Origin of the sequence: Streptomyces sp. NPDC005752, from assembly GCF_040630715.1 — a bacterium.
GTDB lineage: Bacteria > Actinomycetota > Actinomycetes > Streptomycetales > Streptomycetaceae > Streptomyces.
Genome location: NZ_JBEXYB010000023.1, coordinates 50480 through 66521, shown reverse-complemented (window position 1 = coordinate 66521; position 16042 = coordinate 50480). Strand labels below are relative to the sequence as shown.

The 16042-nt window shown below is 71.0% G+C and carries 14 protein-coding genes; 3 read left to right on the top strand and 11 right to left on the bottom strand.

The window, feature by feature from the left end; genetic code table 11:
- Positions 1 to 50: 50 nt before the first annotated feature.
- On the bottom strand, positions 51 to 2333 hold the full coding sequence (gene fxsB, locus ABZ441_RS20320; protein WP_358975819.1) for a radical SAM/SPASM protein FxsB, inactivated metallohydrolase extension form: 2283 nt from the start codon (positions 2331 to 2333) through the stop codon (positions 51 to 53).
- 111 nt (positions 2334 to 2444) lie between these two features.
- On the bottom strand, positions 2445 to 2609 hold the full coding sequence (gene fxsA / locus ABZ441_RS20315; protein WP_358975816.1) for an FxSxx-COOH cyclophane-containing RiPP peptide: 165 nt from the start codon (positions 2607 to 2609) through the stop codon (positions 2445 to 2447).
- Positions 2610 to 2820: 211 nt separating this feature from the next.
- On the opposite strand from fxsA, the gene ABZ441_RS20310 reads away from it, so the two are divergent.
- A complete protein-coding gene (locus ABZ441_RS20310) occupies positions 2821 to 3750 on the top strand; it encodes a DUF4231 domain-containing protein (RefSeq protein ID WP_358975814.1) in 930 nt (309 codons plus the stop codon).
- Between the two features lie 12 nt (positions 3751 to 3762).
- Here the strand turns inward: ABZ441_RS20310 and ABZ441_RS20305 are convergent, their stop codons facing one another.
- The 8 genes from ABZ441_RS20305 to ABZ441_RS20270 form a co-directional block, all read right to left on the bottom strand.
- Positions 3763 to 4242, bottom strand: a complete 480-nt coding sequence (locus ABZ441_RS20305; RefSeq protein WP_358975812.1) for a hypothetical protein — start codon at positions 4240 to 4242, stop codon at positions 3763 to 3765.
- 184 nt (positions 4243 to 4426) lie between these two features.
- Complete coding sequence (locus ABZ441_RS20300; protein WP_358975811.1) at positions 4427 to 5329, bottom strand: S1 family peptidase; 903 nt, start codon at positions 5327 to 5329, stop codon at positions 4427 to 4429.
- A 266-nt stretch (positions 5330 to 5595) separates the two neighbouring features.
- Positions 5596 to 6402, bottom strand: coding sequence for a DUF1684 domain-containing protein (locus tag ABZ441_RS20295; RefSeq protein WP_358975808.1), 807 nt, complete (start codon positions 6400 to 6402; stop codon positions 5596 to 5598).
- Positions 6403 to 6406: 4 nt separating this feature from the next.
- Positions 6407 to 7696, bottom strand: coding sequence for an NtaA/DmoA family FMN-dependent monooxygenase (locus ABZ441_RS20290; protein WP_358975806.1), 1290 nt, complete (start codon positions 7694 to 7696; stop codon positions 6407 to 6409).
- Positions 7693 to 8769: an LLM class flavin-dependent oxidoreductase gene (locus ABZ441_RS20285; RefSeq protein WP_358976007.1), complete on the bottom strand. Its 1077-nt coding sequence runs from the start codon at positions 8767 to 8769 to the stop codon at positions 7693 to 7695. The genes ABZ441_RS20290 and ABZ441_RS20285 overlap by 4 nt, the downstream gene beginning before the upstream one ends.
- Positions 8770 to 8946: 177 nt before the next feature.
- Positions 8947 to 9699, bottom strand: a complete 753-nt coding sequence (locus ABZ441_RS20280; protein WP_358976004.1) for an amino acid ABC transporter ATP-binding protein — start codon at positions 9697 to 9699, stop codon at positions 8947 to 8949.
- A gap of 184 nt (positions 9700 to 9883) precedes the next feature.
- Positions 9884 to 11725 carry an FAD/NAD(P)-binding protein gene (locus ABZ441_RS20275; protein WP_358975803.1) on the bottom strand — a complete coding sequence of 614 codons (1842 nt, stop codon included), beginning with the start codon at positions 11723 to 11725 and terminating at the stop codon, positions 9884 to 9886.
- On the bottom strand, positions 11722 to 12588 hold the full coding sequence (locus ABZ441_RS20270; protein WP_358975801.1) for an amino acid ABC transporter permease: 867 nt from the start codon (positions 12586 to 12588) through the stop codon (positions 11722 to 11724). Before ABZ441_RS20270 ends, ABZ441_RS20275 begins: the two co-directional genes overlap by 4 nt.
- 450 nt (positions 12589 to 13038) lie before the next feature.
- Between ABZ441_RS20270 and ABZ441_RS20265 the strand changes: the two genes are divergently transcribed.
- Positions 13039 to 13977: an ABC transporter substrate-binding protein gene (locus ABZ441_RS20265; protein WP_358975798.1), complete on the top strand. Its 939-nt coding sequence runs from the start codon at positions 13039 to 13041 to the stop codon at positions 13975 to 13977.
- A gap of 109 nt (positions 13978 to 14086) precedes the next feature.
- On the opposite strand, the gene ABZ441_RS20260 is transcribed toward ABZ441_RS20265, so the two are convergent.
- Positions 14087 to 15289 carry a DUF5685 family protein gene (locus tag ABZ441_RS20260; RefSeq protein ID WP_358975796.1) on the bottom strand — a complete coding sequence of 401 codons (1203 nt, stop codon included), beginning with the start codon at positions 15287 to 15289 and terminating at the stop codon, positions 14087 to 14089.
- 310 nt (positions 15290 to 15599) lie between these two features.
- Between ABZ441_RS20260 and ABZ441_RS20255 the strand changes: the two genes are divergently transcribed.
- Positions 15600 to 16040 (top strand): cell division protein SepF, encoded by a 441-nt coding sequence (locus ABZ441_RS20255; protein WP_358975793.1) that lies wholly within the window; start codon positions 15600 to 15602, stop codon positions 16038 to 16040.
- The last annotated feature ends 2 nt before the right edge of the window (positions 16041 to 16042 follow it).

Below are 16042 nucleotides of genomic sequence, written 5' to 3'. Positions count from 1 at the left end.
CATGGCGTTCGGTCATTCAACGCCGCTTTTCAGTCATCCCTACCCAGGTTTCATCGAACAAGGTCGTGAGCGGCGGCATTCATGAGGGCGTTCATCCCACTTGTCCCATGTACACCTCCCACCTCGTCACGGAGTGACCTCAGCAGCCGCATTCCACCGACGGTCGGCTCGGCGGCCCCGTCCATCATGTCGAGCGCCTCGGGCACGCCGTCCAGGAATTCGGGAGCGAGAAAGGAAAGTCCCACACGTTCGTACGTCTCGGCCAGTAGGCCGGAGAAAGGGACTTTCGCATTCCGCCTCCAGGGCGGCCGGTGCTCCCAGGCTCCGTCCAGCGCGTAGAGATCCGTGACGTCCAGCAGCGCCCGCAGCCCGGCCCGCCGCAGTCCGCGCAGCAGTGCGAGGGCGAGCTCGAGGGGGTCCTCCGCCTCCGCCATCACCAGTCCGACGGTTCCGTAGCCGTGCGGCCGTCCCGCGTTCCGGCCCGCGAGAAGCGGGGTCAGTGTGGTCAGCGTCGTAGCGGCGTCAGCCGCCTGCCGGGGCGCGGCCTGTTCGAGCAGCTCCCACGCCCGGCCGACGGCCCCGGCCCAGGCCTCCGCGTCCGTCCGGCCCAGCCGGGGCGCCGCGGGCGAATCGAAGCAGTCCCGGTACGGGTCCAGGTCGTCGAGGGCGAACGCCGGCGCGCCACCCGCGGCGAAGTGCCGCACCGGGAACCAGTCGGGACCGTCGGCCCCGCCGGGAACGGTCCGCGCACCGCCGCCCTCCCGCCGGACCGAGAAGCCGTCTCCGGCGGCGCGCACCCCGACGCGGCCGGCCTCACCGGGCCCCGCCAGGCGCAGTTCCCCGACCGTGGGGAGGAAGAGCCTGCCGTCCCGGTAGTCCGCGGCCACCTCCACGTCGAGGCCGGACCGCACCGCTGCGGCCGCCACGTACGACGGCAGCCGCAGCGCCTGGCCTACGGCTTCGGGCCGTTCGGCGTGCAGCCCCTCCAGGACGTCCAGCAGCCAGGTACGCGTGTACGGGTGCGCCAGGACGCGGTCGAGCGCGACGGCGCCCTCGTCACAGGACTCCAGAACACCCGCGATTCCCCACGCCTCGTCCCACCGCGCGCCCCCGCGGCCGTCCAGCGCGTCGTGGAGCCCGGCGAGGAGCGTGCGGGTCAGATCGTGCTGCTCGGCGACCAGTTCGTCCCGGTCGGTCACCGCGGGGGAGACACCGGCCGCGCTCGTGCGCGCCTGGATCCCCCGCACCAGCGCCTCCAGGTCGGCGCAGTAGACGGACGGATTGTCGAAGCCGTTCTCCGGGCGGTACCGGTGCGTGTAGAGCCCGCCGCCGCAGGACCGTACGACGGGGCACCGCCGGCAGGTCTCGCTGACGCCTGCCAGGCCGAGCTGCCGCGCCCGGACCCCGGGATGGGCGGCGACGTCGTCGAAGGAGTGCGAGAACACGTCGAAGCCGGTGGCTGCCGCGCCCTCGTAGGCGCTCTTGAGGGAGTCGACCTGCTCCAGCTGACCGTCCGTCTCGACGACCACGAGGTCGGTGGGGGCGAGTCCGAGGGACTCCGTGAGGCTGGGGCCGCCGCCCAGCGTGGAGAGCACCGAGGAGAACAGGCGCACCGGCACCGGGCGGCCCTCCTCCTGCCAGCGGTCGAAGACCGCGAGGAGCCACTCGGCGTAGGCGGTGGGAGACCCGTCGGGGCGGGGGGGCGGCTCGTCCCAAGTGGCGTGCGGGAGGAGGAAGTCGATGAGCGGGGGGTCGAGCGCCACCAGGGCGTCCAGCACCGCGTGCGGGTCGTTGGCGATGTCGACGGTGCACAGGAGCCCGAGATCGAGATGGCGGTAGCGGTCCTGCCGGAGCAGCTCGACCGCCTTCAGCACGAGGGGGTGGCTGCTGCGCCCGTCGGCGAACCGGCGGTGCCGGTCGTTGGCCGTGCGGTCGCCGTCCAGGGAGATCCCGACCCTGACGTCGAACTCGTCGAAGAGGTCGAGGTAACGGGGGCTGAGCTGGAGGCCGTTGGTGTGGATCCTGAGGTCGAGGGCGGCTACACCCGACAGGGCGGCGCCGAACTCCTCGCAGACGCGCCGCAGACGCGAGGGGCCTGCCAGCAGAGGCTCCCCTCCGTGCAGGATCACTGACACGGAGGGCAGTGCGTGTGTCTTCGCGTGCTCGGCCAGGCGCTGGGCCGTCCTGGCGATGACGTGATCAGAAATCGTCTTGGGCCGGGTTCTCCAGCTCTGATCAGCGTGTTCATAGACATAGCAATGATCGCAGGCGAGGTCACACCTGCTGTGAACCTTCAGAACGATTTCGCGGAACGGGACCGCGGGGCCTGTCATTCCACCACTCTAGTCCAGCAACAGCCGTCAATCCGGCCCCCGGCTGCGGTAGCCGATCGACCGAACGGGTGAAATGTTTTCAGCTCTACGGAACCGTCGGTTCTGCCGTTCCTACAGCGAGGAGTTGAATGTCGAGATCTGTGTCGGACGGCTGCCTGCCGTCGCGAGCACGCGGCCCATCCTCCTGGCTGCTGCACTGCCGGATGTGTCGATCTTCGCAAGCGGCACACGACGCTTCGCGACAGCGAAGCTCGGGGTGGATTCGTAGGTCTTCACGGCCGTCCTTGATGGGCTCGTTCCGGACACGGAAACAGCACCGGCACCTGCACCATTGCAGTGTCCGGCGGCACGACTTTACTCTCATGGCCCCGGCGTGCAACTCGCCTCCCACAGCCGTAACCCGAGCGATTCGGGAAATACTCCGAATGGGCCGGAACCCATTCGCGCAAGGACCGGGATGACCACTACACCGAATACAGGAGTGATCATGGCAGCGATTCCCGGGCCACTGCGGAGCATGGTCTTCAGGAGCGCTGATCTGCCCGCGCTCTTCCACCACACCGACGCTGTCGCCGTCGCACGCCGGCGTGAGGCGGTCAACACCACCCGCGGCCAGCTGATCCTGCTCGTCGTGGGCACCGCGCCCGCCGCCCTGCCCTGGCACGCCGTGGTCGGCTCCCACATCCAACTCCTCGATGGTATCGCGGTGTTGGCCTACCTCGGTGTCCTGATCACGACCTATCTCGCCACTCGGCGCAAAGCAAAGTCGCATTGGCAACTCAACCGCTCCGCCGCAGAGTTCATCAAGTCCAACTGCTGGCGCTACGCGGTCCACGGCTCCCCGTTCGACTCCGGCGTCCAGTATCCCGAGGCCGTGTTCGCCAGCCGGCTCGAGGAAGGGCTCCAGGAGCTGCGCAAGGTCGGATGGGACGACCCCCGGGAGGAGCTGGCGGACTCGGGCGGTGCGCTCATCACCGCGTCCATGAGGGAGCTGCGGGACAAGGCGTTCACCGTACGGAAGGAGACGTATGTCCGTGACCGGCTGATCGAACAGCGTCGCTGGTACCGCAGGCGCAGGCTGGTGTCCCGGCGCGGTGCGCTCGTCTGGTCCAGCACGATTGCCGCCCTGACGCTTCCGGCGCTGGTCCTCGCCGTGCTGCAGACCTTCGGCGGCGGGGGCTCGTTCGCGCTCACGGGGACGTTCTCCGCCGCCGCCGCGGCCTGTCTCGCCTGGAACGAGATGCGCCGCCATCACCCTCTGGTGACCGCGCACTCCCTGGTCGAGGAGGACCTGGAGAACATGCAGGCCGCCATGGAGACCACCCTCACCGAGCGGCAGTGGGCGGCCGCCGTCTTCGAGACCGAGCGGATCGTGTCGCCCGAGCACACGGACTGGCTGGTCAGGCACCGGATGTGACGGAGTGCGGGCTCAGCCGCGCTCCACGCCGTCCCGCCAGATGACGGTGACCGGCAGCCCGAGACCGCGGGCGTACGTCACGATGTCGCCGGTGCCGCCCAGTCCTCTTGCGGGCCGTCCGTCCCACACCGCCACCAGCCTGTCGCAGTGGTCGGCGATGTAGGTTCCCGCCGCGTAGTAGGCCTCGTCGGTGGAGTGCGGGAAGTCGAGGCGGATCTCGCGGGCGGCGCGGGCCTTGAGCGTCCGGTAGCGCCGGAGGTCCGCCTCGTCTGCGAAGCCGGCCTCGTAGTCGCCGCTGGGGACGACCACGGTCAGCTCCGCGCCCTGGGCCAGTGCGAGAGCGGCGAAGAGCTGGTCGGCTCCGACCGCCAGGCTGGAGAGCGCCTCCAGGGAACCCTCGTGTCCGCACAGCGCCGCCCTCAGCTCGTCCAGCACGTGCGCGTGGATCTCCTGGGGGATGGAGCGGTGACCGGTCACTCCGATGCGTTTCACGGACGTGGAACCCCCTGGTGTCTGCGGGGGCTCCCGGAGGCATCCCTCCGGAGACGCGTCGTCCGCCCCCCGTGGTGCCTCTGCGACCGGCCGTCCTGCCATGCTCTCAAAAGCCGCGGGCCGAAGGGGAGCCCCCGCCGGAAATCGGCGGGGGCTCACGGGAGCGCGGCGGCGCCGTGCCGGGTCAGAACACGCTGACGCCGTACGCGCTCAGTGCTTCGGTGACCGGCTGGAAGAAGGTCGTCCCTCCGGAGGTGCAGTCGCCGCTGCCGCCCGAGGTGAGGCCGATCGCCCGGGTGCCCGAGTGGAGGGGGCCGCCGGAGTCGCCGGGTTCGGCGCACACGTTGGTGCGGATCATGCCGTATACGACGTCCCCGCCGCCGTAGTTGACCGTGGCGTTGAGGCCGGTGACGGAGCCGCTGTGGGTGCCGGTGGTGGAGCCCCTGCGGGTGACGGACATGCCGACGGTGGCGTTGGCCGCGCTGGTGATGTCCTGGCTGCCGACCGTGCCGGACTTGGTGACCGAGGTGTTGGTGTAGCGGACGATGCCGTAGTCGTTGACGGGGAAGCTGGATCCCTCGGTGGTGCCGAGGACCGTGGTGTGGGCCGCGTCGGACCACCAGGTGTCGGCGCCCTCGGTGCAGTGACCTGCCGTCAGGAAGTAGTAGGTGTTGCCGCTGCGGACGTTGAAGCCGAGGGAGCAGCGCCAGCCGGAGGCGTAGACGGGGTCGCCGCCCGAGATCAGTTTGGTGAACTTTCCGGGGGTGCGTTCGATCCGCAGGGCGCCCGCGTCGGCTCCGGCGGCCTTCTTGATCTTGTTGATCTCCGCCTGCGACACGGTGCTGTCGACGGTGACGAGGAGGCGTCCGGTCGCCGGGGCGACGTTCCAGGCGGTGCCGGCGACATCGGCCCGGAGCACGGCCGATCCCGCGGCACTGAGCCGGCTCGCGCTGTAGGTCTCGGACTGATCGGCGTTGGCCGCGGGAACGGCGAGCGCGGCGACGGCCACGAAGCCTGCGGCGACGGCTGTGATCCGGCTGCGTCTCGCGATGCCGCCGGTGCGGGGGGTGCTGCGCTTGATCCTCACTTCTCGTTCCTCCCGAGGGGAATCGGGGGCCCGCGTGTGGGGGCCGGGCCCGTGAGGCGCGGTCATGAGACACGACAACGTTCCGAAAGCGTTCGATTTTCGGAGGAGTCGTGCCCCTGACGGGCGCTGCTCGGGAGTATCGGGGGGCGCCGACGTGCCGCACAAGGATGCGTTTTCGGCCGATTCGGCACACTCGGATGCCGGCCCCGGCAGCCCCGGGGCTGCTGGGGCCGGTGTGCCGGCCCTCTCGTCGCGGGTGGGACGGATCAGCCGTCGATACGGTTCCGCTCCCCTGCCGGGACAGCCACCGTGAGCGTGTTGCCCGGCGGCGGGAAGGGGCAGATGAAGTGGTCGGCGAAGGCGCACGGCGGCAGCAGGGTGCGGTTGAAGTCGACCCGCACCCCGCCGTCGGCGTCGGGCGCCGGGGGCCGCAGGAAGCGGAAACGGTAACTGGTGTCCCCGCTGGTGGTGTCGGCGAAGACGGCCCAGAGCGAACCGTCGGGTTCGACCGCCACCTGGAGGGTGTGCTCGGCGCCGTCCACCGTGAAGGCGATCTCGCCCGAGAGCCCCAGCCCCCTCTCGCGCCCGTCGGCGTTCTCCACGCGGACGGTCCGGTCGGAGCCGTAGGGCCGGAAGACACCGTCCAGCGACCACGTCGGGTCGTACGGGGTGGCGTCGATGGTCCGGAACGCCTGGCGGACCGGGGACTGCGGGTCGAAGTCCCTCACCGCCCACAGGCCCTCACGGCTCAGCACGACCAGCCGGCGCTCGCCCTGCGCCACCCTGGACGCGTCGATGGGGCCCCGGTCGGCGCCCAGGCGGACCTCTCCGGCCAGTGGTTTCGCGTCGACGGTCAGCCCGTCCTCGGGGGTGGCGGCGAGCACCACGTCGTCGCCCTCCTCGCGCCACAGCCCGGGTACGGCCGGAATTCGCCCCTCCGGGTGGTCGGCGAGCCAGTGGGTGCCGGTGAGGGAGAGCGGTCCGTGGGGCGCGGCCACGGCGACGATGCGCCCCTCGTGCCAGCGCTGCCAGGCGTGGAACTCCTCGCTGTCCTGCTGTGCGTCCGTGCTCATGCGGTCAACCTTTCCACACCGGCTCGGCCAGGCCGAGGTGCGACCTCAGCGTGGAGCCGGTGTATTCGGAGCGGAAGGCTCCACGTTCCTGGAGGAGCGGGACGACCCGGTCGACGAAGCCGTCGAGGCCGCCGGGGGTGAGATGCGGTACGAGGATGAAACCGTCGGCCGCGTCGGCGGCGACGAACTTCTCCAGTTCCGCGGCGACCGTCTCCGGGGACCCGACGAAGGACTGCCGCGCTGTCGTCTCGATGACCGTCTGACGGATGGACAGTCCCTCGGCCCGGGAGAGCTCCCGCCATTTCGCGGCCACGGCCAAGGGGTCCGCGACCCTGACCCTGCCCTGGACCAGGCTCGATCCGGGGTCGGGATCGATGTCGGGGAGGGGGCCGTCGGGGTCGTACGTGGAGAGGTCGCGTCCCCAGACCTGTTCGAGGGCGAGGATCGCGTTCTGCGGGGAGACCTGCTGCCGGCGGATCGCGGCGGCGTTGTCCTGGGCCTCCGTGTCCGTGTCACCCAGGACGACGGTGACCCCGGGCATGATCTTCAGGTCAGCCGGCTGCCTGCCGTACTTCTCGAGGCGTGCCTTGACGTCGGCGTAGAAGATCCGCCCGGCTTCCAGGGTGCCGTGCCGGGTGAAGATGACGTCGGCCGCGGACGCCGCGAACTCACGGCCCTCGTCGGAGTCCCCTGCCTGGATGACGACGGGGTGGCCCTGAGGTGAGCGGGGGACGGTGAACTCCCCGGAGATCCCGAAGTGCTGCCCGGAGTGCGCGAACGGACGGGAGGTGCCGTCCGGCGTCCAGGAGTCCCACAGCTCACGTGCGGTGGAGACGAACTCGGCCGCGCGGGTGTATCTGTCGGCACGGTCGAGGTAGCCGCCGCGGCGGAAGTTCTCGCCGGTGAAGGCGTCCGACGAGGTCACCACGTTCCACGCGGCGCGGCCCGCGCTGAGATGGTCGAGCGTGGCGAGACGGCGGGCGAGCTCGTACGGCTCGTTGAAGGTCGCGTTGACCGTGGCGGCGAGCCCGAGACGTTCGGTGACGGCTGCCAGGGCGTTGAGGACGGTGAGGGATTCGGGGCGGCCGACCACGTCGAGGTCGTGGATGCGGCCGTTGTGCTCGCGCAGCCGCAGCCCCTCCGCGAGGAAGAAGAAGTCGAACTTCCCCCGCTCTGCCGTCCTGGCCAGGTGTTCGAAGGAGGTGAAGTCGATCTGGCTCCGTGAGCGGGGATCGGCCCACACGGTGGTGCTGTTGACGCCCGGGAAGTGGGCGGCGAGGTGCATCTGCTTCATGACGTCGCCCCTGAGGTGCTCGCGCGCGTGTAGCGGTTGGCGGGGCGGCCGAGGCCGAGGTGCTCGCGGAGTGTGCCGCCCGGGTAGAAGGTGCGGAACAGACTGCGGTGCTGCAGCAGGGCCACGGTCCCGTTGACGATCCGCTCCAGGTCGCGCTCCGGTGTGATGGGGATGAGGTGGAAGCCGTCCACGGCCCCGCCCCGGTGCCACCGGGTGATGAGCTCGGCGAGGTCCACCGGGCCGCCCCGGAAGTAGGTCCCCCGCCCGGCGTGTTGCGGGCCCCTCCCGAGTCCGGGCTCGGGGGTGGTCTCGGCGTCCCCCAGGTCGACGGTGAGTGCGGCGAGAACCCTGAGGCTGTCGGGGTCGCGGCCGTGGGCCGCGGCGGCACGGCGCAGCTCCTCGCGGAGCGCGGCGGCCTGTTCGGGTGAGGCGGCGCGTACGTAGGCGACGTCGGCGTGCCGTGCGGCGGGCTCGCGGGCCGGGCCGCTCGTGGCGTCGACGACGGTGACGGGCCGGCCCTGCGGCGGCCGCGGCACGATGGCCGGGCCGCGGACGGAGAAGGTGCTGCCCTCGAAGTCGACGTAGTGCAGCTTGTCGCGGTCGACGAAGCGGCCGGTGGCCACGTCCCGGATCTGCGCGTCGTCCTCCCAGCTGTCCCACAGCCGCGCTCCGGCGTCTGCGGCCTCCCCCGCCTCCTGCCACAGCGCGGTGGCGGGTGCGGCGGGGCGCCGGCCGAACAGCCGGGCCTCGGCCTCGGTCGTCGACACGTCGACGTGCCAGCCGGCCCGGCCCTTGCTCACCCAGTCGAGGGTGGCGACGGCGGAGGAGACGTGGAAGGGCTCGGTGTGGGTGGTGGTGACGGTCGGCACGAGGCCGATCCGGGTGGTGGCGGGGGCGACGCGGGCCAGCACGGCGAGCGCGTCGGGGCCGGGGCGTGCGAAGGAGTCGTTCAGCGTGACGAAGTCGAGCGCTCCTCCTTCGGCGAGGCGGGCCAGCGCGACGTGGGAGCCGGCGTCGTAGCGTGGCGGGCCGCCGATCTCGGCGGCGAGGTGGAGTGGCCTGGTGGCGGACATGCGGGACCTCTCGGTCTTGGGGAGGCCGGGCGGGTCGATCTCCGACTTCTCGACGGCCTCGTTGGAACGGCCCCAGCGCGTGGGCACCTCGGCGTACGAGCCGTCCTGGATGATGTGGTCGATCGCGGCGGGGGCGTTCTCGCTGCCGATCCGGGTCCTTGACTGCGGGGACATGGCTCAGAGGACCTTGGAGAGGAAGGCGCGGGTGCGCTCCCGGGCGGGGCGGTCGAGTACGTCGGCGGGCGGGCCCTGCTCGACGATCCGTCCCTCGTCCATGAAGACGACGGTGTCGGCGACCTCGCGGGCGAAGCCGATCTCGTGCGTGACGACGATCATCGTGGTGCCCCCGTGGGCCAGGTCCTTGATGACGTCGAGGACCTCGCCGACGAGTTCGGGGTCGAGCGCCGAGGTCGGCTCGTCGAAGAGCAGCAGTTTCGGTTCGAGCGCGAGGGCGCGGGCGATCGCGACGCGCTGCTGCTGGCCTCCCGAGAGCTGCTTGGGGTAGGCCCCGGTCCTGTCGGCGAGCCCGACCCGGGCCAGGAGCCTCTCCGCCGCGGCGACGGCGTCCTTGCGGGGGCGGCCCAGGGCGGCGACCGGAGCCTCGATGACGTTCTCCAGCACGGTGAGGTGCGGGAAGAGGTTGAAGTTCTGGAAGACGAAGCCGATCCGGGTGCGCTGGCGCAGGACCTCCCGCTCTCGCAGCTCGTACAGCTTGTTGCCGGACCTGCGGTAGCCCACCAGGGTGCCGTCGACGCTGATCCACCCCTGGTCGACCTTCTCCAGGTGGTTGATGGTGCGCAGCAGGGTGGACTTCCCGGATCCGGACGGCCCGAGGACGACGGTCACCTCACCCGCGCGCACGGTCAGGTCGATGCCCCGGAGCACCTCGAGCGGACCGAAACTCTTGTGCACGGACCGGATCTCGACCATGGCGTCGGACCCGGTGGCTTCTGCTGTGGGTGCGCTCATCGCACGGCCCCCGTTCGACGTAGTGGTGGAGGACGGAGAGCACGGTGGGCGACGGCGGTCGCGGCCGGTGGGTGGACAGGTGGATCGCTGGTCAGCGACACGGTGGAGGTTCCTTCTGCGACAGAGGGGCGGACAGGGGCCGTGCTCACGCGGTGAGGCGGTCCCGACAGGAGAGGTCGCGCAGGAACGCGAGCGCCGTCCGGGCGGTGGCGTCGTTCTGCCGGAAGGCCGGGCCGCCGGTGCGCGGCCGCGTGAAGGCACCGCTGGAGCGTGCGGTGGTGCAGGGGCCCAGGGCGAAGCGGCGCGGGTGGGGCCGGCCGTCGCGGTCCAGGATCCGGCCGTCGGCGGGGTCGACGGAGAGCAGTCCGGAGCCGGTGCCGGCCGCGCCGTCCTCGTACAGTCCGCTCAGCAGCGGGCTGCGGGTCCTGCGCAGTGAGGGGTCGGGCAGCCTGGCCTCGACCAGGACGCGGGCTTCGGTGTACGTGCCGGGCACGGTGGCACTGCGGCCGCGGAAGACGCCCTGTTCCTCGTCGGCCTCGACGGTCATGTCTGCGCCGAGGAAGCGGACGACGCCGGCCTGCGAGAGGGCGAGGAGCTGGCGCAGTCTGGGGCCGGGCGGCCCGGAGGCGAGATGGCTGAAGAAGCCGTGCCACCACGCGCCGATGTCACCGAGGCCCGTCAACTGTCCGTAGACGGAGAGCAGTCCGAGGAACACGGCGAGGTCGGGGCTGTGCCGGGGGTCGTGCCGTCGTTCGAGGTCGGCGGCGATGTACGCGCGCAGTCCGTCCTGCAGCGCGTCGTACGAGGTGTGGCGCACCCCGTCGAGCGGATGGTCGAGGGCGTCGAGGTCGAGCCGGTCGGCCGGGTCGGGGACCGCCGAGGCGATGAGGGCCGCGAGCTCGGGGCTGCCGGGCCCGGCCGCGGCGTACTTCTCCTCGAAGTCCTCCCGGTCCATGGCGGTGCGCCCGGGATGGGCGGTGAAGAGCCGGTGGTAGTGGGCGTGGCCGAGCTCCTTGGTGACCAGCGGCCACAGGTCGCGCCGGAAGTCCACGGGGCCGGGGCGGCCGAGGACGTCCGCCACCTGGGCGGGGCCGAAGTGACGGGGCAGGGGCGGCCGTTCGCCCTGCCAGGTGTAGCCGATCTTCGAGTGGTACGGGACGCCTCGCCGCGACCCGACGTACAGGACGGGTTCCTTGCCGGAGGGGACGTAGGTCCCGTTCTCGTAGCGTCCGCCGCGCCCCTCGGTGAGCAGCACCATCAGGTCGACGAAGGCGAGGCCGAAGCCGCGCACGAGGACGGGCTCCCCCGCGGGCAGGGCCGTGAGGTCGGTGTCGGCGGTGAAGTCGGGCGGCAGGTGGACCAGTCCGTGGCGTGCGGCGAAGGCGGTCAGCTCCTGCTGTTCGGCGTCCGGCCGGGCGTCGAGGTGGCCGACGGTCAGCACGACGAGATCGGCGACGAGCGGCTCGGACCGCCCCTGGATCCGGACACGCTGCCGGCCGCCACGGGGTCCGGAGAGGCGCAGCGCGCAGCCGGTGTGCTCGTGGACGGTGATGCCGGGCGGGAGCGCGGCGAGCGTCTGTTCGTACACCCAGCGCAGATAGGCGCTCTGCAGCCTCCGGCTGGGGAAGTCCTGGTCGCCGAGGTGGTGTATCTCGTCCAGGACCCCGGGGTCGGCGGCGACTTCGGTCCGCCCTTCGCGAACGTCCGCCGCCCAGGTGTGCAGGGCGGGGCCCGGCCGGACCGGGCCGTCCAGCTGGACCGTGTCGTCGGTGAACATGGTGACGTCCTCGGCCATGGAGTTCATCCGGAGCAGCGGGGACTGGTCCTGCCGCCAGATGCGGCCGCCGCCCGGCGGGTACGGGTCGACGAGGTGGATGTCCAGGGGCCGGTCGCCGTACAGCTCGGCGGCGTTGGCGGCTATGCGTTCGATGACTCCGGTGCCGCGCGGTCCGCCGCCGATGACGACGAGCACGGGTGCGCCGGTCACCGCGCGCCCGCCGTGCCGCGTGCGTAGTGGCGTTCGACGTAGTACTGGCCGATGGACAGGAGCGAGGTGACGGCCACGTACCAGAGGGTGGCGACCAGCAGCAGCGGGATGACCTCGTAGGTGCGGTGGTAGACGAGCTGTACGGAGTACAGGAGGTCCTGCACGGCGATGATGCTGACGATCGAGGTGCCCTTCAGCGTCCCGATCAGCATGTTGCCGGCGGGCGGGACGATGGAGCGCATGGCCTGCGGCAGCACGATCCGCCGGAGCCGGCGCCACGGCCGGAGGCCGAGGGACTGGGCTGCCTCCAGCTGTCCGCGTTCGACGGACAGGATGCCGCCGCGGACCACTTCGGCGGCGTACGCGGCCTCGTGGAGCGTGAGCCCGATGACGGCGACGGCGACCGGACCGAGGAGGTTGACGGTGCTGACGCCCAGGATGTGCGGGTAGAGGGCGCCGATGTTGAACCAGAAGAGCAGCTGGACCAGGATCGGTGTCGACCTGAACAGCCAGATGTAGCCCCAGCTCACCGCCTGGAGTACGCGGTTGCCGGAGAGCCTGAACACCGCGAGCAGGGTGCCGAGGGCGAAGCCGAGCACCATGACGAGGCCGGTGAGCCACAGGGTGAGGCCCAGGCCTCGCAGTACCGAGCCGGTCGTGAGGTAGTCACCGACGACGCCCCACTGGAAGGCGTCGTTGCGGACGACGGAGACCAGGGTCCCCGCGAGCAGGAGCAGGACGACGACGGCCGCGGCCCACTGGCCTGTTCGACGTACGGGGACGATGCGCGGGATGGTGCTCCCGGCGCGTTCGACCGGTGGGGCGGGAGGTGACGGGGCATGGATTTCTGTCTGCGCGGACATGCGAAGGCTCCGTGGATGCAGAGATCGAACACGGGGCGTGCCTTCGGTGCGTGACACAACGTGGACCGGGCCCCTCAGCGCCGGTCCGCTTCAGAGAAAAGCGCCACCCGGCCCTGTTGTCAAGCGTGTCCACAGTGTGAGCCGTACGTCTCACCTCGGTTGACGCGCAACCGGATGCCTGTTCCACTTGGGCCATGTATCCGCAGCTGTGGCTGGTCACCCGCTCCCACATCGACTTCGGTCGTGTGTGGTCCTGTTCCTGTTGAGCTGACCCCCCTGCGTCCTCGTTCTTCCCGCTCGTACCCCTGTCGGCGTGCGAGCGTGCTCCCCCGCGTCCCTTCGCGCACACAACACCGCTCGGCCCTCCCCTCGCATCGCTGATCTCCCGCCGCGACGCCCCGTGCTGCCCAGGCACCGGGGCCCGGTCGACGAACCCGGAGAAACTCCGTCATGCCCCGAACCCGGCAGACCGCTGCCTTCGCACTCATCACCGCGGCCACCCTCTCGCTCACCGCCTGCGGATCGGGTGGCCCCGCCACCGCACCGGCCGGTGCCGGGTCCGCCGCCAGGGGGAAGACCCCGACGACCGACGTGGTGACATCGGTGAAGCGGAACGACGACGCGGCGAAGCTGCTGCCCGAGAAGGTGCGCGCCTCGGGAACGCTGTCCCTGGCGTCCAGCGTCGGCGCTCCGCCCGGCGCCTTCTACCAGGAGGACGGCAGGACGCTCGCGGGCGCCGACATCGACTTCGCGGACGCGGTGGCCCGGGCGCTCGGGCTGGAGCTGAAGCGGGAGGTCGCCTCCTTCGAAGCGATCCTGCCGGCCCTCGGAAGCGGCAAGTACGACGTGGGCACCGGCAACTTCGGTGTGACGGACGAGCGCAGGAAGACGATCGACTTCGTCACGTACATCAACGACGGGCAGGGATTCGCCGTCCGTGACGACAGCGACCTGAAGAAGGTCACCGACCTCACGCAGCTCTGCGGCCTGACCGTCGGCACCGGCGCCGGGACGACCTTCGAGGCGACCCTGGACGAGAACAGGCACCGGTGCGCCGACGCGGGCGAGAAGCCGTACGAGGTCAGGACGTACGCCGATCAGGCCGCCGTCTGGATCTCCCTCCAGCAGGGCCGCAGCGACGTCCTGATGAGCACGATCAACGGACTGCGGTACGCCGTGACCCAGCAGGAGGGGCTGCGCTTCCTCAACGAGTACAAACGGCTGGACGTCGGCTTCGCCTTCAAGAAGGGGACCCCGCTGGCGCCTGCTTTCCAGGCCGCGGTCAACGGCCTCGAGGCCGATGGGACGTACGACCGCATCCTGAAGAAGTGGGGCACCTCCCAATCGGCGATCCGGACGTCGCAGATCTCCCCGCCCGAGATCAGGTGAGCCCCGAAATGCGGTGAGCTCCGGGCTCACGTGAGATCCGGTCAGCTCCTGGCTCACGTGAGATCCGGGCTCACGCGAGTCCCCCGGGCTGCGACTGCCTGACGTGCCTTCAGCAGTCGCAGCCGCAGTCGCAGCCGTCGCAGCAGCTGCAGCAGTTGTTGCAGCAGTTGCAGCCCTCCCCGCAGCCCTCGCACCAGTCGCAGCAGTCGTTCTTGTGACAGAGCCCTTCGCGCTCCTGACCGCTCCAGGGGTCGTGGAAGCTGCCGGCGCAGCAGAGCTGGCAGGTGCATGCGAGCCCGGCCCAGACCAGACAGCCGGCGATGAGGCCACGCCGGTTGCGGGGCGGCTCGGGCGGAAGGGGCGGTCCCGCAGGGCCGCCGGGGGTCGGGGCGTACGGGTTACCGGGCGGCGGACCGTACGCCCCCGACAGCTCTCCCCCCGGCTGGTGAGAGCACGCCGTCGAGCCGAAGGCCCGGTCCACGGACCGCCGCAGCTCGTGCACCAGGAGGACGTGCGCCAGCGTGCTGTCGGTGAATTCCGCGTCCCGCATCGCGAGACGCACTCCGTGCAGGGCGTCATCGCACAGGCGGCGGGCCTCGCTCAGCGGTGTACCGGTCGCGGTGAGTGGGTTCCACGCACCCGACGCCGCGTCAGTTCCGCGGTCCTCCACGGCGTCCAGCAGATGGGCGAGCCGCCCGAAGAGCCGCCCGGCCTCGGCGAGCGGCGCGGCGTTCTGCGGCTTGCCCGCGAGGACGGCGGTGTGCGCGAAGGCCGCGGCCGTCGCCGTCTCGGTGGGTTCCGTGACCGTCAGCAGCGGGGTGCCGGGCCCCGCGAGGGACTCGATCCCGGTCTGCCGGTCGACGGCGTCGACCAAGAGCGCCGTGTCGAAGCCGAGCTCCGCCCCGGTACGCGCCCCCGCCCTGTCCCAGCCTGCCGCGACCCGGCGTGCCGCGGCGGCCACCGGACGCCGCTTCAACAGCCCGTCACGGTCGGCCACATGGTCGCGCACCTTCGCGGACGCCAGCACGAGTGACACGGCGGCGGCCAGCCTGGCCCCCTCGCCGCGGGCGACCGGCGCCGTCCGCATCGAGCGCAGCGGGCAGGGTCCCGCCGTACGCCGCTGCTCCGCGGAGCGTTCGGTCTGAGCCTCCGTCAGGACCGAGACGATGAGGCCGTCGTAGTTCGTGACGACGCGTGCGAACTGGCCATGGTCCGCCCGAAGAGCGAGGCACAGCCCGCAGAGATGAGCCATCCACTCCGTCTTGAGCCCTTCGGTGAGCCGATGGGTACATGGCCTCACGATTCCGAACACAACGATCCCCCGGGAGCCGTTCGTCTGACGATCAGCGCTCGTGCGCCTGCGCGGCGTGCATCGTATCGAGCGATCCGTTCACCCGTACGCCCCCCATATCACCCGTACGGGCGGGCAGGATCATATTTTCGTTCCGCAACCCCCTAGATGCGGTAGGTACCCTGACGAATCGCCACATGTTCTGCACCAGTAGCGTTACGAATCGCCAGCACGGCGGCTATCCCCTTGGCGCTGTATCCGCATCATGGACGACCATGGGGATAGGAAAGAGATACGGAACACCAACGAACCGCGGTGAGAGGAGGCGTCCATGGGATCGGTGCGCAAGGCGAGCGCCTGGCTGGGCCTCGTGGAGGACAACGACGAGCGGTACTACGACGACGAGTACTCCGAGGATGCGGAGACCGGCACGAATCAGCCATGGGTGACCGACCCGCGGGTCCAGGTCGCTTCCGAGAAGGCCCAGGACACGGGCCGCCGGATCGCCAGCGTCACCCCGGACAGCTTCCGGGACGCGCGCGCCATCGGTGAGCTCTTCCGGGACGGTGTGCCGGTGATCGTGAACCTCACCGCCATGGACCCGGGCGACGCCAAGCGCGTCGTGGACTTCGCCGCGGGGCTGATCTTCGGGCTGCACGGCTCGATCGAACGCGTGGCGACCCGGGTCTTCCTGCTGTCCCCGGCCCACACCCAGGTGGTCAACGGCGAAGCCGCCGGCCGGCCGGCCGACGGCTTCTTCAACCAGAGCTGAGC